The sequence below is a fragment of the Caloramator fervidus genome (genome assembly GCF_900108045.1).
In the GTDB taxonomy this organism is placed as follows: domain Bacteria; phylum Bacillota; class Clostridia; order Clostridiales; family Caloramatoraceae; genus Caloramator; species Caloramator fervidus.
The window spans coordinates 1-24051 of the sequence record NZ_FNUK01000010.1 but is presented as its reverse complement, the minus strand read 5'-3'; the positions used below and the strand labels follow the sequence as shown (position 1 = coordinate 24051).

The window sequence follows — 24051 nt, the reverse complement described above, 5'->3', positions numbered from 1 at the left end:
ATTACCACCATGCCTTTAATGGTTTATATATTTCATCCCCTAAAAGATGTTTTATGAGTTTATAACATTCCAGCAATATAAACCCCTTATAAGATACACTTCTATTTAGTTTTCTATGTTTAATCGTTGTATGAAGTTTTTCCTCATATTCCTTTATAAACTTTTTCTTACCATTATCGTTTAAGAAGTAAAAATCATCCTCATAATCAAAATCATCCTTTGTAATTATTCTATTATTAACAAGCCTAAAAATCACTGGATCAACTATTAGAGGTTTAAAAATTTCTGCTATATCAAGACTTAATGAAAACCTTTTTGTTGAGGGTTCATGAAGATAGCTTATAGTAGGATCAAGTTGAGTTTTATAAATCTCACCTAAAACTGTAGTATACATTTGCATATTTCCAAAGGAAATCAAAGCATTAACTGGATCCTTAGGAGGTCTTTTTTCCCTAGATTCAAAACCAAAATCATTTTTTAAAATCTTGTTAAAGGCTGAATAATAGATTTTTCTTATCCTACCTTCACACCCCATAAGCTCATCTATATCCTTGACTTTTTTTATATTTTCTCTTTCCAAATTAATCCTTTCTATTTCCTCGTCTGTGTTTTGATATTCCTTTAAGTTTCTAACAATATGATACGCAGCACTTTCAACAAAACATTTTGCCAAATATAATCTTTTTTCAAAATTTGAATAATTATCTGCCTGCTTTACAAGTAAGAACCCCGAAACATTTTTCTTTTTAGGATAAAAGCTGCCAACATAATAACCATAATAATTATAAAAATTTATTATAGCTCCATGAGTTGCAATAAAACTCAAAAACTTGTTGTTTAAATCCACCTCTCCAAATACATGTATCTTTTCTACTGTCTCAATTGGAATAAGCTTTAAATTTCCTTCAGTATCTTCAAAATACACTGTGTTTTCTTTTCTTCTAAGTCTTCCATTTGAAAATATATAATAATCCTTATTCATATTAATCGACCTCACCAGAATAACAAAGTTCATAATAGGAACATTTTTTACAATAAGGCAATTTCTCCAATTTGGGGGGCCTTTCTAATTCTAAAATATCTTTAATATCCTTTAAAGCCCTTTTTATTTCCCTTTCAGCTTCTACATCTAATTTTATAAATTCCCTTCTTTTTTCCTTTACATAATTAATAACTCCAACCTTTTCTATTCCCATATTTTTTAAATAATAAAGATAATATAAAAGCTGCATTCTATCAGCCAAAGGCATCTTACTTGTTATTTTAACTTCCCTTACATATTCATCCTCTACAATGTCTATTTTCAAAATATCATCTACCATAATTTCCCTTGTTTCAATCCTAGGATAGGAGCTTTCGTGTAGTAATTTCCCTTGCAGCACTCTGTCGCTTTTATCTTCCATAGTTATTCCTTTTGAAAAAAGCCAAAGCTTTCTTTTACATACGTAATAATAATTAACCTTTATTCCTTGAACTTTAAAATCCTCTAAATTAAATTCCATAGTATCACCTTTAAATAAAATTAGTTACTTCTTCCCCAACATGAAGTCCAATTTTACTATCATATTTATAATTCACAATAAAGATTCCATTAATTTTGCTGTCAAGCAAATTATTTTTTACCCTATAGTACGGAACATCCATAGTTAGCTGTTTTATATCAATAAGTTTATCTCTTTTCCTTTTATAATCTTTTTCGTTTAAGTATTCTTCAATTAAAGTTATATTCTTTTCATAAATTTCCTTAGGAATTACCTTAACATTAGTAAAATCCCTCAGTTCTTTATGAGCATCCCTTTTATCAAGATCATAATCATAAACAGAATCCAAAAATTCCAATGCTTTATCAAATTCTTCTAAATAGTGCGTTCCTTTTAAAGATTCCCGTGAATAGATTTTATCTACAATTTCGCCCTTCTCTTTTTCAGTTATAAACTTTCCATCGTATTTTAATAATTCGTCCCTGCTCTTTTTAAAAATCTCTTCATCGTAGATAGTTCCAATACCGCTAACTTCATTACAATAAATATAAATGTTAGGTTCTTCATCGTTATATTCTCTTTTTCTAAAACATCTCCCCATTCTTTGAAAAAGGCTATCTACTGTAGAAAGTTCAGTAAAAAGAATATCAAAATCTATATCAAGGGATGCTTCTACTATTTGAGTAGTTATCCATATTCCATTTTTATTAAAATTTTTAATTTTATCTTCTTTATCAAATCTATCCTTTTGAATAAAAAGAGAATGTAATAAATTAACTTCAATATCATTTTCCTTTATCAATTCTTTTTTCACTACTTCTTCATAAAGTTCCATTGCTTTTTTTACAGTATTTACTATAATTAAAACCTTTTTATCTCGAGCCTTATCAATAATGTAATTTAAATTATCATTAATTTTTTCTTGCTTTATACAAATTTTATGTCTATTGATATCACTATAAAATTCATTAAATTGGAATGTGATTCCCTTATTTTCAAGATATTCTTTAAAAATATTAGGAAGTGTTGCTGTCATTATCATAAATTTTCCACCCATTTTATGTATCATCTCAATCCCTTTTAAAATCGCTGCTGCTATTTTAGGCGAATACGCCTGTATTTCATCTATTACTACCTTAGAATAAGCTAATGTTGCTAATATCTTTTCATATCCTTTAAACTTAAATGGAAATGTAAAAAGCTGATCTATAGTCGATAAACTTATCGGGTAAGAAAGTTGCTTTGAAATCTCATATTTTTCAAAGGAATCCTTATATCCTTCCTTGGAAAGAAAATCATAGCTTTTAGAGTGTAAAAGCCCTACATCTTTATATTGCATATCCTCTAATATTCTTTTATATATTGCATTTATTGAAACTCTTAAAGGAAGGGTAAAAAAAGCCTTATCATTATTTATCCAAAGTAAAGCCGATTCAGTTTTCCCTATGCCTGTTGAAGCAATCATAATTATGTTATTATCCTTATTTTCAAGGCAAAATTTTTGTGGTTCCCTTAAATTAGAACTTAATTTTTTTGTTATATAATTTACAACAGTTTCTGATATATTTTTTTCTGGCTTAATCTCAACATCCACATGAGCTGAGGCACTATGATCTATTCTGTGTAAAAGCCCCTTTAGCATAATATATTTTTTATAGCCTCTATCCCCTTCCTTTATCCTTACCTGCTGCTTTATGTGATTTATATATTTTTTACTTACCTTTTCAAGAGAAATCCCCATTTCTTCGTTTAGCTTTTCAATAGCAAAACTTAAATCCTTATCTAGCACCTCTTGAATATTTCTTAAATCCTCTACATCACTATCCCTTTCATGATGAAAAGCTATTGCTTGAACTAAAATTACATAATTATTTTCGCCAAACTTTGTTTTTATATATTTACTGTTTAAAAAGGCAGGAGATAAGTATCCATGTGGAATATCGTTTTTAAATTTTGTATTTAAAAGCTCCATTTTTAATACCTTTCGAATTTCATTTTGAAAGGGTGTATAAACTTTACCAAAATCATGATAAAAACATGCAATTTCAAGCATATCCCAAAACTTCTCTTCTTCAACAATATTACTAATATCATTTTCATATAATTCTTTAAGTTTTTTATAATTTTCCATTACTAAATCTGTATGTTCCTTTAGGCTTTCAACAGGATTAGACTTTGCAAAAATCATACTATCTCCCCGACCTTCTTATTAAAGAAAATAATATCTCCTTCATTATCTAAATAAATTTTTCCGTTTGTTATAACATTGGCATCCTTTTCAACGTAAACTACCTTAACTTTTTCCCATTCCCTTATTTCATTTTTTATGTTATATTTAAAATTTAAATTATAATTTATTCCTGTAAGAGCTTCATAATTATAAAACTTTGGGATATATGCAGAGTATTTTAAAACATAAATATCATCTTCTTCGTCTAAATCAACTTCTCTAAACTCAACCATCTTTATATCGTCTATCCTTACTAAATCTTCCCTTCTGCCTAAACTAAAAAATTCCTTAGAATTTTTCATATTTTCAATTATTTTATTCAATATTGCTTCTTTAGCATATACATGAATTAAAAGTTCAACATTATGAAGATAATGAACATTTAAAGGTCCTTTAGTTATTTCGTTTTGTTTGTAAAAATAAAATGTTTGTAAATTTATAAATTTATCTTCATAATCTCCCTGAACAGATATTGCCATATCCACAAAATCCTCAGCCTCAAGAACATAATGTAAAAAACCTTTAACAGTAGAATAAGGAGGCAGAGGATAAGTCTCTGCCACCTTTAATGCAAAGGGTTTTTTATAGCATGCAGTTTCTTGAAAAAGCTTAAGCTTTAGAGCCTTCATCTAATCACACCCCATAATATGTTTTGATTTCCTTTTTCATATTTTCAAAAAACTGATTTACACTCAAAGTTCTATCCTTAAATAGATCCTTTATCTCATCCTCATTTGCAAATATTCCACTGACAATTCCAACAAATGTTTTTTCCTCAACCTTACAATCCAAAACTGAAACTTCCATAGCTGATTTTATAGGTTCAAGATCAATTGCAAAAGAATCCTTTACACCCAAAAGCTTAATCCTTCCTAAAAATAGTGGGTTTGGGAAATCATAAACTCCACCAATTACAAATAGAGGTGATAAGTTTTCTAATCTTCCTCTTATTTCCCTATTGAGTATTTTTACTATATCTAAAAACTGAGATATTCTATTATACCTTGTTTCATTATCCAATCTTATTTCTCCATCTACCCCTATTTTATCTAAATCCATAGTAATTGTATAAGTATAATAACTTAAATGCTGTTCAATATTTGCAAGATTGGCATTTTCGTTAATCCTATCAGCAAGACCTTTATTGCTTAAAAACTCAATATCATTCTTATATGGCTCTAAAGAAGTTGCAAAACTTATTCTAACAGCTGCTGACCTATTTTTCCCACCCTCACCTTCTTTAGTTTTCATATATCCAAATAAGTCCATTTCTTCAGAATCTTTAATACTCAATTCATCTTTAAACTGCACAGTCCCTTTACTTTTATCAACAACCTGCAAATTCCAGCCGAACAATGCACCACCAAGCCTTGCTATATCATATCTTAAGCATTGTCTTGATGCTACTGTAAATTGTTGTCCATTTCCTCTTGTTAATTTTTTAAGTTCTGAAATATTGCTTGTCCCTTCACCATAGTTTAAGCTTTGAGCTTGAAAAATTATGCTCATTGTTGCAGTTTTACTCATGAACTTCAACCTCCTTAGTTTCAGTTATTAGCCCAGCAATAAAGCTTTGAGCTAATGTCTCAAAATCTATATTATCTTCATAAAATGCTTCTAAAAAAATCCTTGGCATTTCCATTTCTGAATTTACATAAAGCCTTAAAACCGTGTCCATAAAATCCTTTTTGTTCCCCACCTTTGCAGTATTTAAAAGTCTGTAGGCAAGAGAACTTATTTTGTTTTCTGATTTGTTTTTCTTAAGATATTCCCTCATCTCCTTACCTGTAAAAAAAGCTCTATATACTTTATCTTTCACTTTATTTTCATCTCCTTTCATTTTTATACAATTTAACAAAGCTTTTGAAAGAGTTGAATAATATATATCCGCCCCATTTGCATTGTTTTTTATGTATTCCTTCAATCTTATAAAAATAACTCTATTTAAATCTTCATTTTGTAGTATTTTATCAATCAACTCAACTTTTAATTTTCTATTTTTTATCCTACCTATTGTTCCTCTTGAATAAGTTTTAAAATATTTGGCCATAGATTTGCTAATATGCATATATTTAAGATTTGATTTTTTGCTTTGATATTGACCATTGAACTCAACAAACAAAATATTTTGTAAAGTCCATATCGATTCTTCCCTTGCTTGTTCTAATATGTCAACAATAAATTCTTTATAAGGATTATCAGAACTTATCTTCTTCTTTAGAGATTCATTCTTTTTAAATAAGTCTTCTAAATTTGTATCTAAATTAACAAAAGTATAGAAATTTCTTTTCCACCATTCTTCCTTTTCCATATAAAACTTATCAAATTTTACTACTCCTGCAGGTGCACATAAAATAACTAACTTACATAGATTGCAAATAGGATATTTAGTTATAAAATTCCAGAAAAAATTAAAAGCATTTTCGTTGCTAACACCCAAAATCAAAAATCTTGATTCATTAAAATCTTCTTTAAATGAGGGATAAATATTGCAAATTGAACAATAACTATTTGCACACAAACTTTCATTAAATTTATTTACATCCTTCTTAGATTTTTTTAAGTAATTTTTATAAGCCTTTATGTTTTCCTCTTTGCCTTGTTCGTTTTCTAAAAAACTGCTTAAATTGTTAAAATCATTATTTTGAAGATATTCTTTAACTTTAATATCAACAATTAAAGGCTTTATAAAATCCTTAAACATAATTTGCTTGTGTTCATCTAGGCTTTTATTAGATAAGCCTTTTTGAAGAAAACTCATTTGTCCAAAAAAATTATCATACATCATGCTTCTTATATTATCTAAAGCATATTTTTCTACGATATCATTCTTATTTAATAAACTTTCTATTTTATTAATTAAAATTGCCAGAGTATTTAAATCATGGTTTTTCTTGACTTTTTTAATTATATCTAATAACTCCTTGACTTCACTTTCAAAACCTTTCTTTGTCGCTTTATCAGCTAGTTTAGTTTCTGATAAAAACTTTTCTATTTCCTTTATTATATCTCCATCTGATCTTAACTTTAATTGGTTAAACCTATCTTTAATTTTTATATACTCCTTTTCTGTATATTCGTCATAAAAATAATCAAAGTAATAATTATGAAAATTGTTAATAGTTTTATCGTCAATCTCTAAAAAATCTTCTCCTAAAACAAAACTTATATCCTCTCCCTTTCTCTTTGCATGCTCTAATATCCTTATCATTCCAACAATGCACATATTGTAAAACCAATCATTTAAGTAAACTCTAACCTGCACCTATACCACCTCTAACATTCCAAAACCTTGGTTTCGCCTAAAGGATAATCCTAACTGATAAATTAAATTTAAATCTTCCACATCTCCTTTTAATTTAAAAGTTCCAGAGTATGCATTAACTTTATAATAACTATCTTTATTTTGATTTAAAAAATCCTTATTCAATTTTACAATCCTTTTTTTCATATCAATTGGTTCAAAATTAATTTCTTTTTTAATACCATAACCTCTAAAATTTTTAACTATTAAATCAGCTATATAACTTAACTCTTGATTAAATTTTTCATCATCTATATCAAGGTAATTATTATTTTTATCTTTTATACATATCGGAGATAAAGTTTTGAATATTACCTCATCATTATCTATAACTTTTTCTTTAATAAAAACTACTCTCTTTCTTTTTAGAGTATATTCTTTATAATTAAAAAATTTTGTTTTTAATAAACCATTATAAAAATTAACAAAAAACTCTAAGTCTGGAGAAGTAAGATTAAAAATTACATCTCCCCCAATATTAAAAACATTTCCATCTAATTTAAAATTATTAAAACCTATAGCAAAAGAATAATTTTTACTTTTTTTGTTCTGCTTATTTTGATAATAAAATAATTTATTAAAATAATCTTCATCCGACTTTTTTAAACATTCCTTTATAAAACTTACAAACATCATATTGTAGTCAACAGGTATGAAATTACTTTCAAAAAAGCACTTTATTCTCAAAATTTCACCTCCTATTTACTTAATTCTATAAATTTTGTAAAGATCCTTCTTCGTATAAAAAATATGGAGATAAATTTATAAAACTACATTTATAATACCTACACAAATCCCCTCGACGTTAATTCAATTTATTGCTATAATATATAATTGTTAAACTTAGATTCAAATTGTAATTTTTATACAATAAAATTTAACATAGAAGGAGAATGCTTATGGGATTTAAAGAAAAGCTTACTCAAAAACTTCAAGATGCATATTGGGAAAAATATAAAGACCGTATAACTCAAATTCATGGCCATGTATTAAGCGTAAAAATAACAGAAAAAGTTATTTTAGGATTTATCCATTTATTAACTGCTGATATAGTTGTTAAACCTGAAAGAAGTAAAGTAGTAGTTAAATGTCAATACAAAAGAAGAAGATTCTTTAAAAAGCCTGACTTTATCCAAATCAATCAAGGACATCTTTTATTAATCCAAGGATTAAAACCTAAAAAAAATAAAAAGAAAAATTCAGATGTAATTGAAATTTTAAATATCATCAATTTAACAACCAAAAAAGAATTAATTCCTGTTGGAATAGACATTAAAAAACTTCAGCAAAAACAAATAATAAGGAAGTAAAGCAAAACTTTACTTCCTTATTTTTTATACCAATATAAATTTGAAATTAAAGAAATGGTTCCTGAAAATAATAAAACTATAAACCACTGAACTATATTTAAAGGATGAGTATAAAATATCCTTTGCATAAATGGATTGTAAAATATAAAAATTAACATAAATAATGAAGATAAAACAGCACAAATCAAGTATTTATTAGAAAAAACCCCAAGCTTAAATATAGACTGCCTTTCAGATCTACATTCAAATACATGGAATAATTGAGACATAATTAAAGTTCCTAAAGCTATCGTTCTTGATACTATTATATCTCCAAAATAATTTAAACTTATTGCATAAGCAGTAACCGTGCAAACTCCAATTAAAATGCCCCTCAAAATAATTTTATGAACAAGTCCATCTGAAAAAATACTTTCATCTTTCCTTCTAGGTCCTCTTTGCATAATATCCTTTTCACCTTTTTCCATGCTAAGAGCCATAGCAGGTAGACCATCAGTTGCTAAATTTACAAATAAAATTTGAATAGGTAAAAGAGGTAAAGGTAAATTTAACAAAGAACTTAAAAACATCGTTAGTACTTCACCTATGTTACACGAAAGTAGATATCTTATAAATTTTCGTATATTTTCATATATAATTCTTCCTTCTTTTACGGCAGCTACTATTGTAGCAAAATTATCATCAAGTAAAATTAAAGATGCTGCTTCTTTAGTAACATCTGTTCCTGCCTGTCCCATAGCTATTCCTATATCAGCTTCTTTTACCGCTGGAGCATCGTTTACCCCATCTCCAGTCATTGCAACCACTAATCCTTTTCTTTTAAAAGCTTTAACAATTCTATATTTATGGGCTGGAGTCACCCTTGCAAAAACTTTTACATCTGAAATTATTTTTTCTAATTCCTTATCTGAAAGCTTATTAAGCTCATCTCCTGTAAGGACTTTATCATTATTTCCTAATATACCTATCTCCTTAGCTATTGCAGCAGCAGTTAATTTATGGTCTCCTGTAATCATAACAGGAGTAATGCCTGCCATTTTACATTCTAAAACTGCATTATAAACTTCCCTTCTCGGTGGATCTATCATGCCTAATAAACCTATGAATATCAAATCATTTTCCGTATCATCTCTATCTACCTGTTTATAGGCAAGAGCTAAAACTCTCAAAGCTTCCTTTGCCATTTCATCATTAATATTTAATAAAAATTTTTTATCTTTTTCAGTAAATTCAACTATATCATCATCACTAATTTTATATTTACATCTTTGAAGTATTTTTTCTGCTGCACCTTTTACAAATAAATATCTTTTTCCATCCTTTTGAACTAATACAGACATCATCTTTCTATCTGAATCAAAGGGATTTTCTTTAATTAACATAAAATTTTTTAACTTTTCCTTTGTGTATCCACATTTTGCCGCCATAACAAGCAAAGCTATTTCAGTAGGATCACCTGATATATTGTTTTTTTCTAAAACAGCATTATTGCATAAAACACTACATTCCATCAGCTTTTTAAAAGCTTCATTCCTTTCCAAATTTACTGTCAAACCATTATACTGTATTTCCCCTTTAGTATTATAACCTTCACCAGTAATGCTATATAGTTTATCTAAGTAAATTTTTCTAACAGTCATTTTATTTTGAGTTAATGTTCCTGTCTTATCTGAACATATAACTTGAGTACATCCTAATGTTTCAACAGCTGGAAGCCTTCTTACCACTGCATTCTTTTTCATCATCCTTTGAACTCCAAGCGCAAGTGAAACAGTAACAATTGCCGGAAGGCCTTCTGGAATTGCAGCGACGGCTAAACTTACTCCCACCAAAAACATTTTATAGATATTTTCGCCCCTTATTATTCCAGTAGCAGTAACTAAAGCACAAATTATTAAGATAAGATAAACCAAGTATTCACCTAGTTTGTTTAATTTTTCCTGTAGAGGTGTCTTAGAATCCTCTATGCTATCAAGCATATCAGCTATCTTACCCATTTCTGTATTCATACCAGTTGCTATAACTTTGCCAATACATTTACCTTTAGTTATTAAACATCCCATATAAAGCATATTTTCAGGTTTTATACTCTTACCATCATATTCTCTTTTTTCTACCGGCAAAGACTCACCTGATAAAAGAGATTCATCTGTTTGAATAAAATCTGTCTTTAAAATTACAATATCTGCAGGAACCCTATCTCCACTTTCTAATTCTACAATATCCCCTATAACTATTTCCCTAGCTTTTATAACCATCTTCTTTCCTTCACGAATAACCTTTGCAGTAGGTGATGCAAGTTCCTTTAAAGCTTCTAATGCACATTCTGTTCTATATTCTTGAATAAAACCTAAAATTCCGTCCATCAATATAATAATCAGTATAGTTATAGCATCTGCAATTTCTCCTAAAAATGCCGAAACAATAGTTGCTGCAATTAATACCCAAACTATAAAGTCATTAAACTGAGATAAAAAAATAAGTATTGGAGATTTTCTTTTTTTCTTTGTTATTTCATTATACCCATATTTATCTAATCTCTTTTTTACTTCATGTTTACTTAATCCAAAATATGCATTATCTTTTTTTAAATCTGTCTCAAGAAGTGCCAAGTTATCATCCCCCTTAATCGAAATATGTTAGTAATTTTTTAATTCTTACAGTAAATTATATTTTTTATTTTGTTTTTATATCACAAAATCGAAATATCATATTTGAAATTTATAAATTATTAGGTATAATAAATAAGGTAAATTATAGGAGGTGTTTGGATGAAAGAAATGAAAGATGTAATCTACGTATTTGGTCATAAAAATCCCGATACTGACTCAATTGCAGCTGCAATTGCATATGCTGAACTTAAAAAACGCCTCGGCTTTAACGCTATAGCTAAACGACTTGGCGATATAAACAAAGAAACAGAATTTGTTTTAAACTATTTTGGCATTCCTGTGCCTGAACTTCTTTCAACAGTTAAAACTCAAATAGCTGATTTAAACTTAGACAAAGCAATTCCAGTATCACCTGATGCTTCTTTAAAAACAGCATGGTCATTAATGAAAAAAAATAACGTTAAAACCCTTGCAGTAGTAGATGAAAATGAAAAGTTTTTAGGGTTAGTTACTCAATCTAATATAACAAATGAATACATGGATACCCTAGAAAACAATATAATAAGAACCCCTTTAAAAAATATATTAGAAACTTTAAATGCAAAATTAATATTAGGAGATGAATCTAAATTTAATACTAGCGGTAAAATAGTTGTAGCATCTTTAGCACCAAACAGTATGGAACCTTTTATTGATAAAGGAGATATAGTAATAGTTGGAAACAGAGCAGATGCTCAGAAAAAAGCTATTGAACTTGGGGCCAACTGCTTAATTGTAACTGGAGGATTTGAAGTAGAAGAAGAAGTGTTAGATTTAGCTAAAAAATCAAACTGCGTAATTATATCAACTCCTAACGATACGTTTACAACTTCAAGATTAATTAATCAAAGCATACCAATAAAATATGTAATGACAACAGAAAATATTGTATTATTCTATACAGATGACCTTGTAGATGAAATAAAAGAAAAAATGCTACAAACAAGATATAGAAGTTATCCTGTTTTAGATGAAAACAATAAAATTTATGGATTTATTTCAAGATATCATTTAATTTCTAACAAAAAGAAATATGTAATATTAGTAGACCATAATGAAAAAGCTCAAAGCGTTCATGGAATAGAAGATGCTGAAATTTTAGAAATAATTGATCACCACAGAATTGCTGACATTCAAACTGGAAAACCTATTTACTTTAGAAATGAACCTGTAGGAAGCACTTCCACTATAGTTGCAAATATGTACTTTGAAAATGGAATTAGGCCTTCAAAGAGTATAGCCGGCCTATTATGTGCTGCTATTATATCCGATACGGTAAAATTTAAATCTCCAACATGTACTTACATAGATAAAATAACAGCAGAAAGACTTGCAGAAATTGCAGAAATTGATATAGATACTTTTGCACTTGATATGTTTAAAGCAGGAACTTCCTTACAAGGTAAAACTCCAGAAGAAATATTCTATCAAGATTTTAAAGAATTTAAACTTGGAAAATTCAATATAGGTGTAAGCCAATTTAATACAATGGACCTTGATAGCCTACAAAATATAAAACAAGATATCTTGAAATTCATGGATAATTTATGCAAAGAAAAAGGATATGATCTTTTATTAATAATGTTAACAGATATTATAAAAGAAGGTTCTGAAATGTTATTTGTAGGAGAACAAAAAGAAATTATAGAAAAAGCTTTCAATGTAAAAGTAGAAGGAAACTCTTTCTTCCTACCTGGTGTTATATCAAGAAAGAAACAAGTAGTTCCTCCTTTATCACAAGCCATAGAATAAAAATAAAAAATGCGTCCTTTTATCAGGGCGCATTTTTTATTTATAAGGATGAAACTTTTACTTGAACTGGCTGATCAAATAAACCTCTTTTTACTTCAGTTGCGGTAATATGAGTTGCACCAAATTTTTCTGTCATGTAATTGCAAGCATCCCAAGGATTTATATGATCGCCGCAAGTAAACACATCTACAGCAGCATATCCCAATTCTGGCCAAGTATGAATTGTAAGGTGAGACTCAGATATAACAACAACTCCACTTACTCCTAAAGGACTAAACTTATGAAAAGCTACTTCCCTAACTTCTGCACCTGCGGCAAGAGCTGCATCAACCATTATCTTTTCAATTTTTTCTCTATCATTCAAAATTTCAGCATCACATCCATAAATTTCTGCTATAATGTGACGTCCCAATGCATTCATTCTAACTCTCAACCTCCTTTTCTATTTTTACAATAATTAAATTTTATCAAAATCAAACAAAAAGTCAAGTATTTTGCAGAAAATCTAAAATTATATTAAATTATACTTGAAAATCCTTAATTTTTCTCATTAAATCTCGTTTTTTTATATTTAAATAATTTCACTACTAAAATTAATTATATAACTATTTTCAAAAAAAGCAATAATTCTACATAAAAAAATAAGGGTAGGCCTCTAATTGCCCACCTTAACCTGTAACTTTACTTTTAGCATCCTTCATTGATAAAGATATTTTTTTATTCTCATAATCAATATCTATTATCTTTACCTTAACCTTTTGACCTATTCTAGCTATATCTTGAGGTCTATTTATTTTTATATAGGACATATTAGAAATATGCACAAGACCTTGTACCCCGTCTTCTAATTCAACAAAGGCTCCAAAATCAGCAAATCCAACTATTTTCCCCTCAATTATATCTCCTACAGAATACTTTTTAGTAAACTTTTCCCAAGGAGTTTCCATAGTCCTTTTTATGCTTCCCGTAACTTTTACCATAGCTCTATCTATCTTTATTATCATAAACTCAACGTTATCACCTATATTTACTACATCGCTGGGTTTTTGTATCTTTTTCCATGATAATTCTGAAATAGGAATAAACACATCATAATCATTAGCATCTACAAAAACTCCAGAATCAATAATAGTTTTAATCTTACCTTTTTGAACATCTCCTTCTTTTAAGCTTTCTATTTTTTTTCTTGCTTTTTCTAATTTTTCTTGCTTTGCTACATCTTTTCTTGAAACTATAATCTCAACATTTTCATCTTCTTTAACCTCTAAAATATTCACTTTAAACTTCTTTCCTACAATACTTTCTAAACTATCTTGAAAACTAAGCCCTGAATGGGATAACGGCATAAAACATTTTATATCGCCTATCCTACACTCAAATCCACCTCTAATACTCTTTACTATCTCAACTTCTATCAATGTTCCATCTAATTTACATTGCTTTAATTTTTCTATAAACTCCATACGTTCAATGTTTTTTCTACTAAGCAACACATTTCCTTCTCCATCATTTAACTTAATTACTTCAACATCATAAACTTCGCCTAATTTAAACTGTTCTTTTAAATTCACAAAGGAATCAACTTCTTCTTTTAAAAGGATCCCATCAGATTTATATCCTATATCGAAATAAACCTCATTTTCTGTAACATGTATTACCTTTCCCTTTATGATATCACCAACTTCAAGCCTTTTAAAATCACTAAAATAATCAATATCCTCATTACTAACCTCTTCATCTAAATCTATAATATTGCTTAATTTTTCTATAACCTTTTCAATTACAAACTGGGGCGTTGAAGCTCCTGCTGTTATTCCTATTTTTTCATAATCCTTTACTTTTTCAACTTCAAGCTCATCAGCATTTTCTATAAAAATAACGTTTTCACAATTATCTTTAGAAATATCATAAAGTTTTTTGGTGTTAGAACTATTTTTTCCACCAATAACTATCATCAAATCAACATTCTTAGCTATTTCTTCTGTTTCCTTTTGTCTTATTTCAGTAGCACTACAAATAGTGTTTATAACTAAAGACTCCTTTGCATAAAAAATTATTTTACTTGCAATCAAATGCCACTTTTTCAAATTAAACGTAGTTTGTGCAACAACACATACCTTTTGATTTTTAAACTTTTCTTCATTTACCTCATCTACATCTTTTATTATAATAGCACTATTATCACACCAACCATTTATCCCTTTAACCTCTGGATGTTCAGAATCTCCTATAATAACTATTTTATATCCCTTAGAATAATTTTGTTCTACTATATTGTGTATATTTTTAACATAAGGACAAGTCGCATCTATTACATTAACTCCTTTTTCTTTAAGATCTAATAATTCTTTTTTTCCAATTCCATGAGATCTTATTATTACAGTATCCTCAGGCTTTACATCATCAATACTTTCAACTACAAAAATTCCTTTTTTTTCTAAAAGATTTACTGCATCAGGATTATGAATGATTGGCCCTAAAGTTTTTACATTTTTTTCTTCTTCCGCTGTCTTTAAAGCTTTATCCATAGCATTTTTAACTCCAAAGCAAAATCCAGCACTTTTAGCCACAATTAACTCCATGTTAATTTTCCCCCTCTTTTAATTCCCTAATTTTTTGTATAACTATCTGGCTTAAATTAAAATAATCGTCGCCAGTTAGCTTGTCCTTACTATAAACAGAAAAATCAATAGGTTTTCCAAACACAACCCTCATTTTAGTAAATGGAACATAATTACCACTTATATAAACAGGAATTACTTTTTTACCCGATTTAATAGCAAACAATGCTACTCCCGAATGGGCTTTCCCAAGATCATTCCCTTTAACTCTGGTTCCTTGAGGAAATAACCCTACTAAATTCCCCTCTTTTAACAATTTTAGCGTATTTTTAACAGCATTAAGATCCGCCTCACCTCTTCTTACTGGATAAGCTCCAAGGTATTTTAGCAAAAACCTCAAAAAAGGATTTTTAAATGCCTCTACCTTAGCCATAAACCTAATAGGTCTTGGAGTAACTATACCAACAATAACAGGATCAGCCCAAGTATAATGATTAGGACAAATTAAAGCACCTTCTTTTTCAGGAATATTTTCAAGCCCTACTACTTCTATTTTATAAATCAAATTAAATACAATTTTTGCTATAAACTTTAAAACATTATATAATACCATACTCACACCCCTTAATTTTAAAGCTAATAATATTTAAAATTTCTTCTACAACCTCATCTATCGTTTTATTGCTGCTATCAACAATTATAGCATCTTCTGCCTTTTTTAAAGGGTTAACCTCCCTAGTTGAATCTATAAAATCTCTTTTTTCAATTTCCCTTAAAATATCTTCATAAGAAACTTCTATACCTTTTTGTTTAAGCTCTTTATATCTTCTTTTTGCTCTTTCCTCAACAGAAGCTATTAAAAATATTTTTACATCTGCATCTTTTAAAACATTTGTTCCAATATCTCTACCATCCATGATAACACTAGAATTTTTAGCAATATTTCTTTGTAATAATACAAGCTTTTCTCTAACTTCTTTTATAGCAGCAACCTGTGAAACATACTTTCCTACATGTGGCATCCTTATTTCTTCTGAAACATCTAATCCATCTAAATAAATTCTATTATTTACAAACTTAATTTCAATATTATTAAGCATATTTAAAAGCTGCTCTTTATCATTTATGTCAATGTTATCTCTTAAAATTTTTAAAGTTACCGCCCTATACATAGCACCTGTATCAATATATTCTATGTTTAATTTTTTCGCTATAATTTTTGCTATAGTACTTTTCCCTGCTCCAGCTGGACCATCAATGGCTATACTTATTTTTTTCATATGCAACTCCCCTTTTAAATATTATTATATTTCTATACATTTTCTTAAATTCCTTCACTAAATTCAGGTCTTAAATTAACTGCACCTTTAAGATAAACATTTTTTACCTCATTTTGTTTTTTATCACCATTAACCAAAATTAATACTCTAATACATCTTGATAAACTATTTTCTACAAACATCTCCTGAAGGCACATCAAAGAAGCATAAGTAATTCCCATCTGTCTTATAGCTTCTGCAGGATATGCGCTTTTTAAATCTTTTGTTACTGAAAATATAATACATACGATATCCTCTATATTTAGGTCATTTAACTCTACTATCTTTTTAAATAGTTCTTTGGTAGCTTCAAAAATATCTTCTTTTGTATCTTTATCAACAGTTATCGCTCCTCTTATAGAAAACACAAGCATCACTCCTAACAAAAATATCCTGCGCAATATCCAGTTGAAAAGGCAATCTGTAAATTAAAACCTCCTGTATAAGCATCAACATCTAATAATTCACCAGTTATATATAAATCCTTTACTATTTTCGACTCCATAGTTTGAGGATTAACCTCTTTTACAGAAACTCCTCCCCTTGTTACAATAGCTTCTTCTATTGGTCTTGTTCCTATAACTGTTAATTTAAATTCCTTTAAAAGATTAACAAGATTTAATCTTTCTTGTTTTGTAATTGAATGAACTTTTTTATTTGGCTCAATTCCAGATAATTTTACAACAACAGGTATTAATTTTTTTGGCAAAAGCTCATCTAGTGAATTTTTAAAATCCTTATTAATAAACTTTTCAAAATCTCTAAGTACTCTTTTATTAAGCTCTTCACGAGTTAACGCAGGTTTTAAATCTATGTAAAAATCAACTTCAGAAGGTAAAACATCCACTATGCTTCTGCTTGCTGATAACACTATAGGTCCTGATATGCCAAAATGAGTAAAAAGCATCTCACCAAAATCTTCATATATAACTTTGCTTCTATGTTTAACCTTTATAGCAACATTTTTTAAAGTAAGTCCCATAAGTTCCTTAATCCATTCTTCTTTGGTTATTAATGGAACTAGGGAAGGTTTAAGGTCTATTATAGTGTGACCTAATTTTTTAGCAAACTTATATCCATCTCCACTAGAGCCTGTTCCAGGATATGATGCACCTCCAGTTGCTAAAATTACAACATCAGAATATAACCTTTCTTTATTATTTATTTCAACTCCAATTACTTTATTATTTTCAACTAAAATATCTGTTACCTTTGTATTTAACATAATTTTTACTTTATAATCTTTAAGATAACCTTCAAATGCTTTTACAATATCAATTGATTTATCGCTTTCAGGAAAAACTCTATCACCTCGTTCTATCTTAAGCTTAACCCCTTTTTTCTCTATCATATTAATTAAATCAAAATTTGAAAAAGTATTTAATGCTTTATACATAAACTTGCCATTTCCAGGTATATTTTGTATTATGTCCTCTATGCCTTTACTTGTTGTAACATTGCATCTACCTTTTCCCGTTATAAGTATCTTTTTTCCTAGCCTATCATTTTTTTCTATCAGCAAAACTTGTTTGCCATATTTTGCAGCAATTATCGCAGCCATCATTCCAGATGCTCCGCCACCAACAACTATTACTTTTTTCATATTACCCTCCTTAGATTAAATTAATAAACCTTGTTTATTATAACATATTTTACCCAAACAAACATTACATAATAAGACAAAAAACTATCCTAATGCATGTTGCATTAGGATAGTTTACTTCAAAAATTAATTTTAATACCAACCTCTTGCCTTCATTGCTGCTGCTACTCTCTTTACTGAATGCATGTAAGCAGCATTTCTCATTGAAACATTGTATTGTTGCTTAATGTCCCAAATAGCATTAAATGCTCTAACCATAAGATCTTCTTCTTTTTCTTCAACCTCTTTTTCGCTCCAATAATATCCCATTAAGTTTTGAACCCATTCAAAGTATGATACAGTAACTCCACCAGCATTTGCTAATATATCTGGAACTACCAATATTCCCTTTTCTTCTAATATCTTATCAGCATCTGGAGTTACAGGACCATTAGCACCTTCTACAATTATCTTAGCATTAATCAAGTGAGCATTTTCTGTAGTTATAACATTTTCTAGTGCTGCTGGAACAAGAATATCAACATTTAATGACCAGAATTCTTCAGGAGTAATTTCTTTAGCTCCTGGGAAACCAAGTATTGTCTTATTAGCCTTAACATATTCCATCAATTCTTTAGCATCAATTCCATCTTCTTTATAAATAATTCCATTCCATTCAGCTACTGCTACTACCTTTGCACCAAATCTATTTAAATTCAATGCTGAATAACTTCCAACGTTACCAAATCCTTGAATAGCAGCAGTTGCCTTGCTTATATCTATTCCCATCACTCTGCAAGCTTCTCTTGCTGTTACTGCAACACCAAAACCAGTTGCAGCTGTTCTTCCTAATGAACCTCCAAATTCAATTGGCTTTCCTGTCAACACTCCAACAGCACTATGACCAACTAGTTTATTATATTCATCTACCATCCAAGCCATAATTTGTCCATTAGTATTAACATCTGGAGCAGGTATATCTACCTTTTCACCTATTAACTTATGTATAGCTTGAATATATCCTCTGCTTAATCTTTCTAATTCACCTTGTGATAATGTTTTTGGATCAACTATAACTCCACCTTTTCCTCCACCATATGGAATTCCTACAACTGCACATTTGAAAGTCATCCATAATGATAATGCTTTAACTTCATCCATTGTTACATTCGGATGGAATCTAATTCCACCTTTTGTTGGACCTACTGCATCATTGTGTTGAGAACGATATCCCTTAAATACCTTTATTGTTCCATCATCCATCTTAACAGGAATTGAAACTTCAAGAACTCTTAGAGGTTCCTTTAAAATTTCATATACTGCTGGATCAATATTTAGCTTATCACATGCCTCCTTTAATTGTCTCTGGGCATTCTCAAATGGGTTTAAATTTTCCTTTGCCATTAATAAAACCCCCCTTAATAAACCTTACACTACCATTATGCATGATTTCTTGCAAAAATTCAAGTCAAAAAAATAATATATTTCATAATTATCATAAATTTTTTAAATAAATCATACTTTTTTTATTATTTTTTGAAAAATCTCAAAAATATTAATCATAATTCTTTGAACGGCCACCATAAACATTATATTCTTCCCATATATTTTCTAATGTCTTAAATGTTTCAGAGATAACATCCTTTTGTTTAACTCCAACAGCAACTATTAAAGCATTAATAAGACTTAGTGGAGCAACTAATGAATCAACAAAAGATACCATATTACTTTGAGCTATTAGCGTGTAATCTGCATGGGCTGCTAAAGGAGAAAGAAGACTATCAGTAATAGCAACAACCTTTGCATTTCTATCTTTCGCAAATTTTAAGGCATCTATGGTTCTTAAAGAATATCTAGGAAAAGATATTCCTATAACTAAATCCCCTTCTCCTACTCTTAAAAGTTGCTCAAATACATCACTTACGCCCCTTGAAATTACTCTTACATTATCTAAAATTAAATTTAAATAAAATCCCATAAACTCAACTAAAGCCTGAGAGCTTCTGAAACCTACTATATATATTCTATTAGCTTTTAAAATTTCACTTACTACCTCATCAAAGGTATTTTGATTTATTTTTTCCAAGGTAACCCTGATATTCTCTATATCAGCTTTTAATACGCTTTTTAAAGGATTTTCCTCGTCAATAAGTTCATTAGTAATTTCAATTCTTTGAACAGAGGTGAGCTTTGTCTTTATAAGCTCCTGTAACTCTTTTTGAAGACTTGGATATCCACTAAACCCTAATTCATTAGCAAATCTAACAACAGTAGATTCACTTACACCAACTGTTTGTCCAAGCTTTGCAGCTGTCATAAAAGCAGCCTTATCATAATGCTTTAAAATATATTCTGCTATTATCTTTTGCCCCTTGCTTAACCTTGGAAACTTCATTTGAATTATCTTTATCAAATCCTGTCTATTCCCTTCCATATTCTACCCCTTTTCTTTGTAAATTGCAGTATTGCAATTTTCTAAAAATCAATTATATTTTATCATTAAATTTCAAAATTTGCAATATATCCTTCATTTTTCGGTATTTTGTTCATAATTTGTATATTCGGCATCATATATAGAGATAGTATCCTTTCCATCTTTTCTGGTTAAACCAAATATTAATCCATATTTCTTCAAATTCTTATTCAAAAAGTCAACCACTTTATACATCTCATCATAACTTTTAAATTCCATTAATGCAATCAAGTGTAGGTCTTCATGCATTTTTTTCATAAAATAACCTCCTTTGTCAGCCATAAATTAACCTCATTTATTATGTTAAAATTAGTCAAATCATAGTGTAAAGGTGTTACAGTTATATATCCATTTTTTATATAAAATACATCAGTGTCAACATCATCAAAGTCTTTAACTTCTCCAGCAAGTTGAAACTTTCTTTCACCTTCATTACCTGTTTCTTCCTCTATATAAGCATTTACATAAATCCTGTTTCCTAAGCTACAAACCTTTATTCCTTTTATATCCTCCTTTGGAACATTAATATTTAACACAACATCATTTTTTAGTTTAGAATATGAAGTTTCAGCTATCTTCTTTACATGTCTAGCTGCCCTTTTGTAATACTCATCATCTGCATTAAAATCAACAGAGACTGCAATAGAAGGTATCTTATATATAGCTCCTTCTACAGCTGCTGATACTGTCCCTGAATATATTACATCTGTTCCTAAATTAAAACCGTTGTTTATTCCTGAAATTATCATATCTATTTTATCTTCTAAAAGCTTTTCTATGGCAACCTTAACGCAATCTGCGGGTTTACCATCAACACTATATGCTATACTCTTAATTCCTTCAAGTTTAACTTTTTTAACCGTTATAGGTCTGTGTAATGTAATAGCATGACCTGCTGCACTTCTTTGTTTATCTGGAGCCACTATTATACATTCATGATCTTTTTCTAACTCTTTTGCTAAATAATAAATACCTTTTGCATAAATCCCATCATCATTTGATATAAGAATTCTCATAAAATACCTCCTTTTATGGAAATATTAAATATAAAAAGAAAGAAAGGAGCATGAAGATGATACAAATAGACGATGCTGGCAGTGGAAGTTTAGTAGGAGGAACATTAATAGGTATAATTAGAACATCAACCCTTGAATATTATTATGACATTATTCCTATAAAATATTTTCAATATCCACACTTTCAAGAAAAAAAATTTGAAGATTACTGCATTAAAATAGTTGAAAATGGTATAAAAAAACTTAACATAAATAAAAATGAAGAAATTAATATATGCAGAGGATATATATTTAATAAAACAAGAAACTATTTAACAAACAAGGGATTTAAAATTTTTAACACTAAAATAACAGATCCTTTGCAAAGCTTAGTTGAAAATACATTTAAAGAATACATCATAAACCTTGGCGTTCCTCAAGATTATATAAATTATACAAGATATCCCTTTCATTTTCATAAATTACTACGTTGGGTTTTAGCTGATCCTAAAAACAGAATAAAACTTTGTAAAACTGGCTGGAATAGTTGGCAAAAATATATTAACAACATAAAAATTGAAAAACATACCGACTATATATTTAATGGAAATTTTGTTTGCTTAAAATGTGGAAACAAAATAAATCCACCTTCAAAAATAAAAGTTCTAAAATTTTACACAAACAAAGAATATCTTATTTATTTACATTACAACTGTCATTCTTTTCAATAACAATTAAATACGGAGCTTTTTCATCCCTATTTACAAATTTAATCTGCATTACTGAAAAAACTTTAGGATCTAATGATTTTATGTAGTTTTTCAAAGCCACTTCTTCTTCTTTCCCTCCAACATGACCAGTATAGACAACGATAGTAACAATTCCACCGGGTTTTAATATTTTTAATGAATCCTCTAAAGCTTTTAAAGTAGTATCTGGCTTTGTAATTATGCTTTGGTCTCCCCCTGGTAAATATCCTAAATTAAACATAACAACTTTAATAGGCTCATTTATATATTTTAAAATATTTTCATGTCCATCGTTAATTAAGATAACATTTCTTATATTTTTCTCATCTAAGACTTTTTTAAACTTATCTACAGCATAAGATTGTATATCAAAAGAATATACTTTACCTTTATTTAAAATACTGCTTAAAAATAAGGTATCATTTCCATTTCCTAAAGTAGCATCTACGGCAAAATCATCTTCCTTTAAAACCTTCTCTACTATGTCTTGAGCCATCCTAGTTGCTTTTAAAACTATTTTATACACCTTAAAACCCCCTTTTATAATTTCTTTACCCAATCTATTTCTTCTTTAGTTAAATATCGCCACTGTCCTAATTTTAAATCGCCAAGCTTTATATTCCCTATTTGAATCCTCTTTAATCTTACAACCTTATGACCTATTTTTTCGCACATTTTTCTTACTTGTCTGTTCTTTCCTTCATGTATAACAATTTTTACTATAGAATTTTTACCTTTTATTTTTAAAATATCTATTTTTGCTGGAGAAGTTATATAATCCTCTATTCTAAGGCCTTTTCTAAATTTTTCAAGTTCATCCTGCGTAGGAATCCCCTCAATCTCTGCAATATAAACTTTATCAACTTCTTTTGAGGGATGCATAAGCTTGTATGCAAAATCTCCATCATTAGTCAAAAGCAAAAGCCCCGACGTATCATAATCAAGTCTTCCTACAGGATAAATTCTTTCCTTAACATTAACCAAATCAAGAACTGTTTTTCTACCTCTATCATCTTTAACAGTTGTAACATATCCCACAGGTTTGTTAAGCATTATATAAACTTTATTTTCTTCAGGCTTTATTATTTTACCATCAACTTCAACAATATCTTTTTGAGGATCAACCATAACAATTTCTTTTATTATATTTCCATTTACCCTTACCCTTCCTTGCTTTACTAATTCTTCAGCCTTCCTTCTTGAAGTTACTCCACATCTTGCAATATATTTTTGAATTCTTTCCATTTTTTCACCTCTGCAACTAGTCTTTTGCTTTTATGAATTATATCATTTATCATAAAAAGGTTCTATAATAAATGTTGGGGTGGTAAATAAACCTCAACATTTTTTCTTTAAATACAAAAAAGCACTTTATTCAGATGCCAGCTTTGCTAAAATATAATTAACCCACAAAATATTTTGAAAGGAGGCATCTGATAAAGTGCTTAGGAATAATTTTATCAATAATTTGCTTAATTTAAAAGATGTTTTCGTAAAAAATATTGTAAATGGTGATGATTTCGTTGAATTTCATGTTGAAACTAAAAAAAAATCTCATGTTTGCCCTTCTTGTGGCTCTACTACTTCTAAAGTCCATGACTACAGAACCCAAAAAATTAAAGACGTTCCTATTCAGAACAAGAA

24 protein-coding genes are annotated in these 24051 nt (G+C 28.8%); 4 read left to right on the top strand and 20 right to left on the bottom strand.

Annotation, left to right across the window (positions count from 1 at the left end):
* Position 1: 1 nt before the first annotated feature.
* The 7 genes from cas1b to cas6 are packed head-to-tail and all read right to left on the bottom strand — an operon-like array spanning position 2 to position 7702.
* Complete coding sequence (gene cas1b / locus C4R78_RS04670; RefSeq protein ID WP_103895936.1) at positions 2-982, bottom strand: type I-B CRISPR-associated endonuclease Cas1b; 981 nt, start codon at positions 980-982, stop codon at positions 2-4.
* A gap of 1 nt (position 983) precedes the next feature.
* A complete protein-coding gene (gene cas4, locus C4R78_RS04665; RefSeq protein ID WP_103895935.1) occupies positions 984-1502 on the bottom strand; it encodes a CRISPR-associated protein Cas4 in 519 nt (172 codons plus the stop codon).
* Positions 1503-1512: 10 nt separating this feature from the next.
* Positions 1513-3669: a CRISPR-associated helicase/endonuclease Cas3 gene (locus C4R78_RS04660; protein WP_103895934.1), complete on the bottom strand. Its 2157-nt coding sequence runs from the start codon at positions 3667-3669 to the stop codon at positions 1513-1515.
* Positions 3666-4340 (bottom strand): type I-B CRISPR-associated protein Cas5b, encoded by a 675-nt coding sequence (cas5b, locus tag C4R78_RS04655; protein WP_103895933.1) that lies wholly within the window; start codon positions 4338-4340, stop codon positions 3666-3668. The genes C4R78_RS04660 and cas5b overlap by 4 nt, the downstream gene beginning before the upstream one ends.
* Positions 4341-4344: 4 nt before the next feature.
* On the bottom strand, positions 4345-5238 hold the full coding sequence (cas7i, locus tag C4R78_RS04650) for a type I-B CRISPR-associated protein Cas7/Cst2/DevR (RefSeq protein ID WP_103895932.1): 894 nt from the start codon (positions 5236-5238) through the stop codon (positions 4345-4347).
* Complete coding sequence (cas8a1, locus tag C4R78_RS04645) at positions 5231-6976, bottom strand: type I-B CRISPR-associated protein Cas8b1/Cst1 (protein WP_103895931.1); 1746 nt, start codon at positions 6974-6976, stop codon at positions 5231-5233. The genes cas7i and cas8a1 overlap by 8 nt, the downstream gene beginning before the upstream one ends.
* Positions 6977-7702, bottom strand: coding sequence for a CRISPR-associated endoribonuclease Cas6 (gene cas6, locus C4R78_RS04640; RefSeq protein WP_242971194.1), 726 nt, complete (start codon positions 7700-7702; stop codon positions 6977-6979). It abuts the gene before it with no gap.
* Positions 7703-7914: 212 nt separating this feature from the next.
* On the opposite strand from cas6, the gene C4R78_RS04635 reads away from it, so the two are divergent.
* A complete protein-coding gene (locus C4R78_RS04635) occupies positions 7915-8325 on the top strand; it encodes a hypothetical protein (protein WP_103895930.1) in 411 nt (136 codons plus the stop codon).
* 17 nt (positions 8326-8342) lie between these two features.
* On the opposite strand, the gene C4R78_RS04630 is transcribed toward C4R78_RS04635, so the two are convergent.
* Positions 8343-10937 (bottom strand): calcium-translocating P-type ATPase, SERCA-type, encoded by a 2595-nt coding sequence (locus C4R78_RS04630; protein WP_103895929.1) that lies wholly within the window; start codon positions 10935-10937, stop codon positions 8343-8345.
* Positions 10938-11105: 168 nt separating this feature from the next.
* Here C4R78_RS04630 and C4R78_RS04625 point away from each other — a divergent pair, with 168 nt between their 5' ends.
* Positions 11106-12728: a putative manganese-dependent inorganic diphosphatase gene (locus C4R78_RS04625; RefSeq protein WP_103895978.1), complete on the top strand. Its 1623-nt coding sequence runs from the start codon at positions 11106-11108 to the stop codon at positions 12726-12728.
* Positions 12729-12768: 40 nt separating this feature from the next.
* Here C4R78_RS04625 and speD read toward each other — a convergent pair whose 3' ends face one another.
* From speD to surE, 10 genes are all read right to left on the bottom strand, one after another.
* The gene (gene speD, locus C4R78_RS04620; RefSeq protein WP_103895928.1) at positions 12769-13149 is read right to left on the bottom strand and encodes an adenosylmethionine decarboxylase; all 381 of its coding nucleotides are present in this window, start codon (positions 13147-13149) and stop codon (positions 12769-12771) included.
* A gap of 247 nt (positions 13150-13396) precedes the next feature.
* Positions 13397-15310 (bottom strand): bifunctional 4-hydroxy-3-methylbut-2-enyl diphosphate reductase/30S ribosomal protein S1, encoded by a 1914-nt coding sequence (locus C4R78_RS04615; protein ID WP_103895927.1) that lies wholly within the window; start codon positions 15308-15310, stop codon positions 13397-13399.
* A gap of 1 nt (position 15311) precedes the next feature.
* Positions 15312-15902: a lysophospholipid acyltransferase family protein gene (locus C4R78_RS04610; RefSeq protein WP_103895926.1), complete on the bottom strand. Its 591-nt coding sequence runs from the start codon at positions 15900-15902 to the stop codon at positions 15312-15314.
* Positions 15889-16569: a (d)CMP kinase gene (gene cmk, locus C4R78_RS04605; protein ID WP_103895925.1), complete on the bottom strand. Its 681-nt coding sequence runs from the start codon at positions 16567-16569 to the stop codon at positions 15889-15891. The genes C4R78_RS04610 and cmk overlap by 14 nt, the downstream gene beginning before the upstream one ends.
* Before the next feature lie 44 nt (positions 16570-16613).
* Positions 16614-16982, bottom strand: coding sequence for a chorismate mutase (aroH, locus tag C4R78_RS04600; protein ID WP_103895977.1), 369 nt, complete (start codon positions 16980-16982; stop codon positions 16614-16616).
* Positions 16983-16987: 5 nt separating this feature from the next.
* Positions 16988-18211, bottom strand: coding sequence for a BaiN/RdsA family NAD(P)/FAD-dependent oxidoreductase (locus C4R78_RS04595; RefSeq protein ID WP_103895924.1), 1224 nt, complete (start codon positions 18209-18211; stop codon positions 16988-16990).
* Positions 18212-18343: 132 nt separating this feature from the next.
* Positions 18344-19594, bottom strand: a complete 1251-nt coding sequence (locus C4R78_RS04590; protein WP_103895923.1) for a Glu/Leu/Phe/Val family dehydrogenase — start codon at positions 19592-19594, stop codon at positions 18344-18346.
* A 151-nt stretch (positions 19595-19745) separates the two neighbouring features.
* Entirely contained in the window at positions 19746-20624 is an 879-nt protein-coding gene (locus C4R78_RS04585; protein WP_103895922.1) for a MurR/RpiR family transcriptional regulator, read from the bottom strand.
* Between the two features lie 93 nt (positions 20625-20717).
* A complete protein-coding gene (locus C4R78_RS04580) occupies positions 20718-20945 on the bottom strand; it encodes a YpmA family protein (protein WP_423236635.1) in 228 nt (75 codons plus the stop codon).
* Positions 20918-21679, bottom strand: a complete 762-nt coding sequence (gene surE / locus C4R78_RS04575) for a 5'/3'-nucleotidase SurE (protein ID WP_103895920.1) — start codon at positions 21677-21679, stop codon at positions 20918-20920. Before surE ends, C4R78_RS04580 begins: the two co-directional genes overlap by 28 nt.
* Positions 21680-21735: 56 nt before the next feature.
* Here surE and C4R78_RS04570 point away from each other — a divergent pair, with 56 nt between their 5' ends.
* Positions 21736-22389, top strand: coding sequence for a hypothetical protein (locus tag C4R78_RS04570; RefSeq protein ID WP_103895919.1), 654 nt, complete (start codon positions 21736-21738; stop codon positions 22387-22389).
* Here C4R78_RS04570 and mnmM read toward each other — a convergent pair.
* Both mnmM and C4R78_RS04560 read right to left on the bottom strand, forming a co-directional pair.
* A complete protein-coding gene (mnmM, locus tag C4R78_RS04565; protein WP_242971193.1) occupies positions 22352-22933 on the bottom strand; it encodes a tRNA 5-(aminomethyl)-2-thiouridylate-methyltransferase MnmM in 582 nt (193 codons plus the stop codon). The two genes, C4R78_RS04570 and mnmM, sit on opposite strands and share 38 nt — an antisense overlap.
* A 14-nt stretch (positions 22934-22947) precedes the next feature.
* The gene (locus C4R78_RS04560; protein ID WP_103895918.1) at positions 22948-23652 is read right to left on the bottom strand and encodes a pseudouridine synthase; all 705 of its coding nucleotides are present in this window, start codon (positions 23650-23652) and stop codon (positions 22948-22950) included.
* A gap of 196 nt (positions 23653-23848) precedes the next feature.
* Here C4R78_RS04560 and C4R78_RS09570 point away from each other — a divergent pair.
* Positions 23849-24051 (top strand): transposase family protein (locus C4R78_RS09570; protein ID WP_146057666.1); only part of this gene is annotated, 203 nt, incomplete at its 3' end.

Bases quoted from the DNA above. Each gene is read 5' to 3' on its own strand.
- surE (WP_103895920.1), bottom strand. From the start codon at position 21,679: ATGAGAATTCTTATATCAAATGATGATGGGATTTATGCAAAAGGTATT.
- aroH (WP_103895977.1), bottom strand. From the start codon at position 16,982: ATGCTTGTGTTTTCTATAAGAGGAGCGATAACTGTTGATAAAGATACA.
- cas7i (WP_103895932.1), bottom strand. From the start codon at position 5,238: ATGAGTAAAACTGCAACAATGAGCATAATTTTTCAAGCTCAAAGCTTA.
- C4R78_RS04570 (WP_103895919.1), top strand. From the start codon at position 21,736: ATGATACAAATAGACGATGCTGGCAGTGGAAGTTTAGTAGGAGGAACA.
- C4R78_RS04615 (WP_103895927.1), bottom strand. From the start codon at position 15,310: ATGGAGTTAATTGTGGCTAAAAGTGCTGGATTTTGCTTTGGAGTTAAA.
- cas5b (WP_103895933.1), bottom strand. From the start codon at position 4,340: ATGAAGGCTCTAAAGCTTAAGCTTTTTCAAGAAACTGCATGCTATAAA.
- speD (WP_103895928.1), bottom strand. From the start codon at position 13,149: ATGAATGCATTGGGACGTCACATTATAGCAGAAATTTATGGATGTGAT.
- C4R78_RS04595 (WP_103895924.1), bottom strand. From the start codon at position 18,211: ATGAAAAAAGTAATAGTTGTTGGTGGCGGAGCATCTGGAATGATGGCT.
- C4R78_RS04580 (WP_423236635.1), bottom strand. From the start codon at position 20,945: ATGGCTGACAAAGGAGGTTATTTTATGAAAAAAATGCATGAAGACCTA.
- C4R78_RS04635 (WP_103895930.1), top strand. From the start codon at position 7,915: ATGGGATTTAAAGAAAAGCTTACTCAAAAACTTCAAGATGCATATTGG.
- C4R78_RS04610 (WP_103895926.1), bottom strand. From the start codon at position 15,902: ATGGTATTATATAATGTTTTAAAGTTTATAGCAAAAATTGTATTTAAT.
- C4R78_RS04560 (WP_103895918.1), bottom strand. From the start codon at position 23,652: ATGGAAAGAATTCAAAAATATATTGCAAGATGTGGAGTAACTTCAAGA.
- cas1b (WP_103895936.1), bottom strand. From the start codon at position 982: ATGAATAAGGATTATTATATATTTTCAAATGGAAGACTTAGAAGAAAA.
- cmk (WP_103895925.1), bottom strand. From the start codon at position 16,569: ATGAAAAAAATAAGTATAGCCATTGATGGTCCAGCTGGAGCAGGGAAA.
- cas4 (WP_103895935.1), bottom strand. From the start codon at position 1,502: ATGGAATTTAATTTAGAGGATTTTAAAGTTCAAGGAATAAAGGTTAAT.
- C4R78_RS04660 (WP_103895934.1), bottom strand. From the start codon at position 3,669: ATGATTTTTGCAAAGTCTAATCCTGTTGAAAGCCTAAAGGAACATACA.
- C4R78_RS04585 (WP_103895922.1), bottom strand. From the start codon at position 20,624: ATGGAAGGGAATAGACAGGATTTGATAAAGATAATTCAAATGAAGTTT.
- C4R78_RS04590 (WP_103895923.1), bottom strand. From the start codon at position 19,594: ATGGCAAAGGAAAATTTAAACCCATTTGAGAATGCCCAGAGACAATTA.
- C4R78_RS04625 (WP_103895978.1), top strand. From the start codon at position 11,106: ATGAAAGATGTAATCTACGTATTTGGTCATAAAAATCCCGATACTGAC.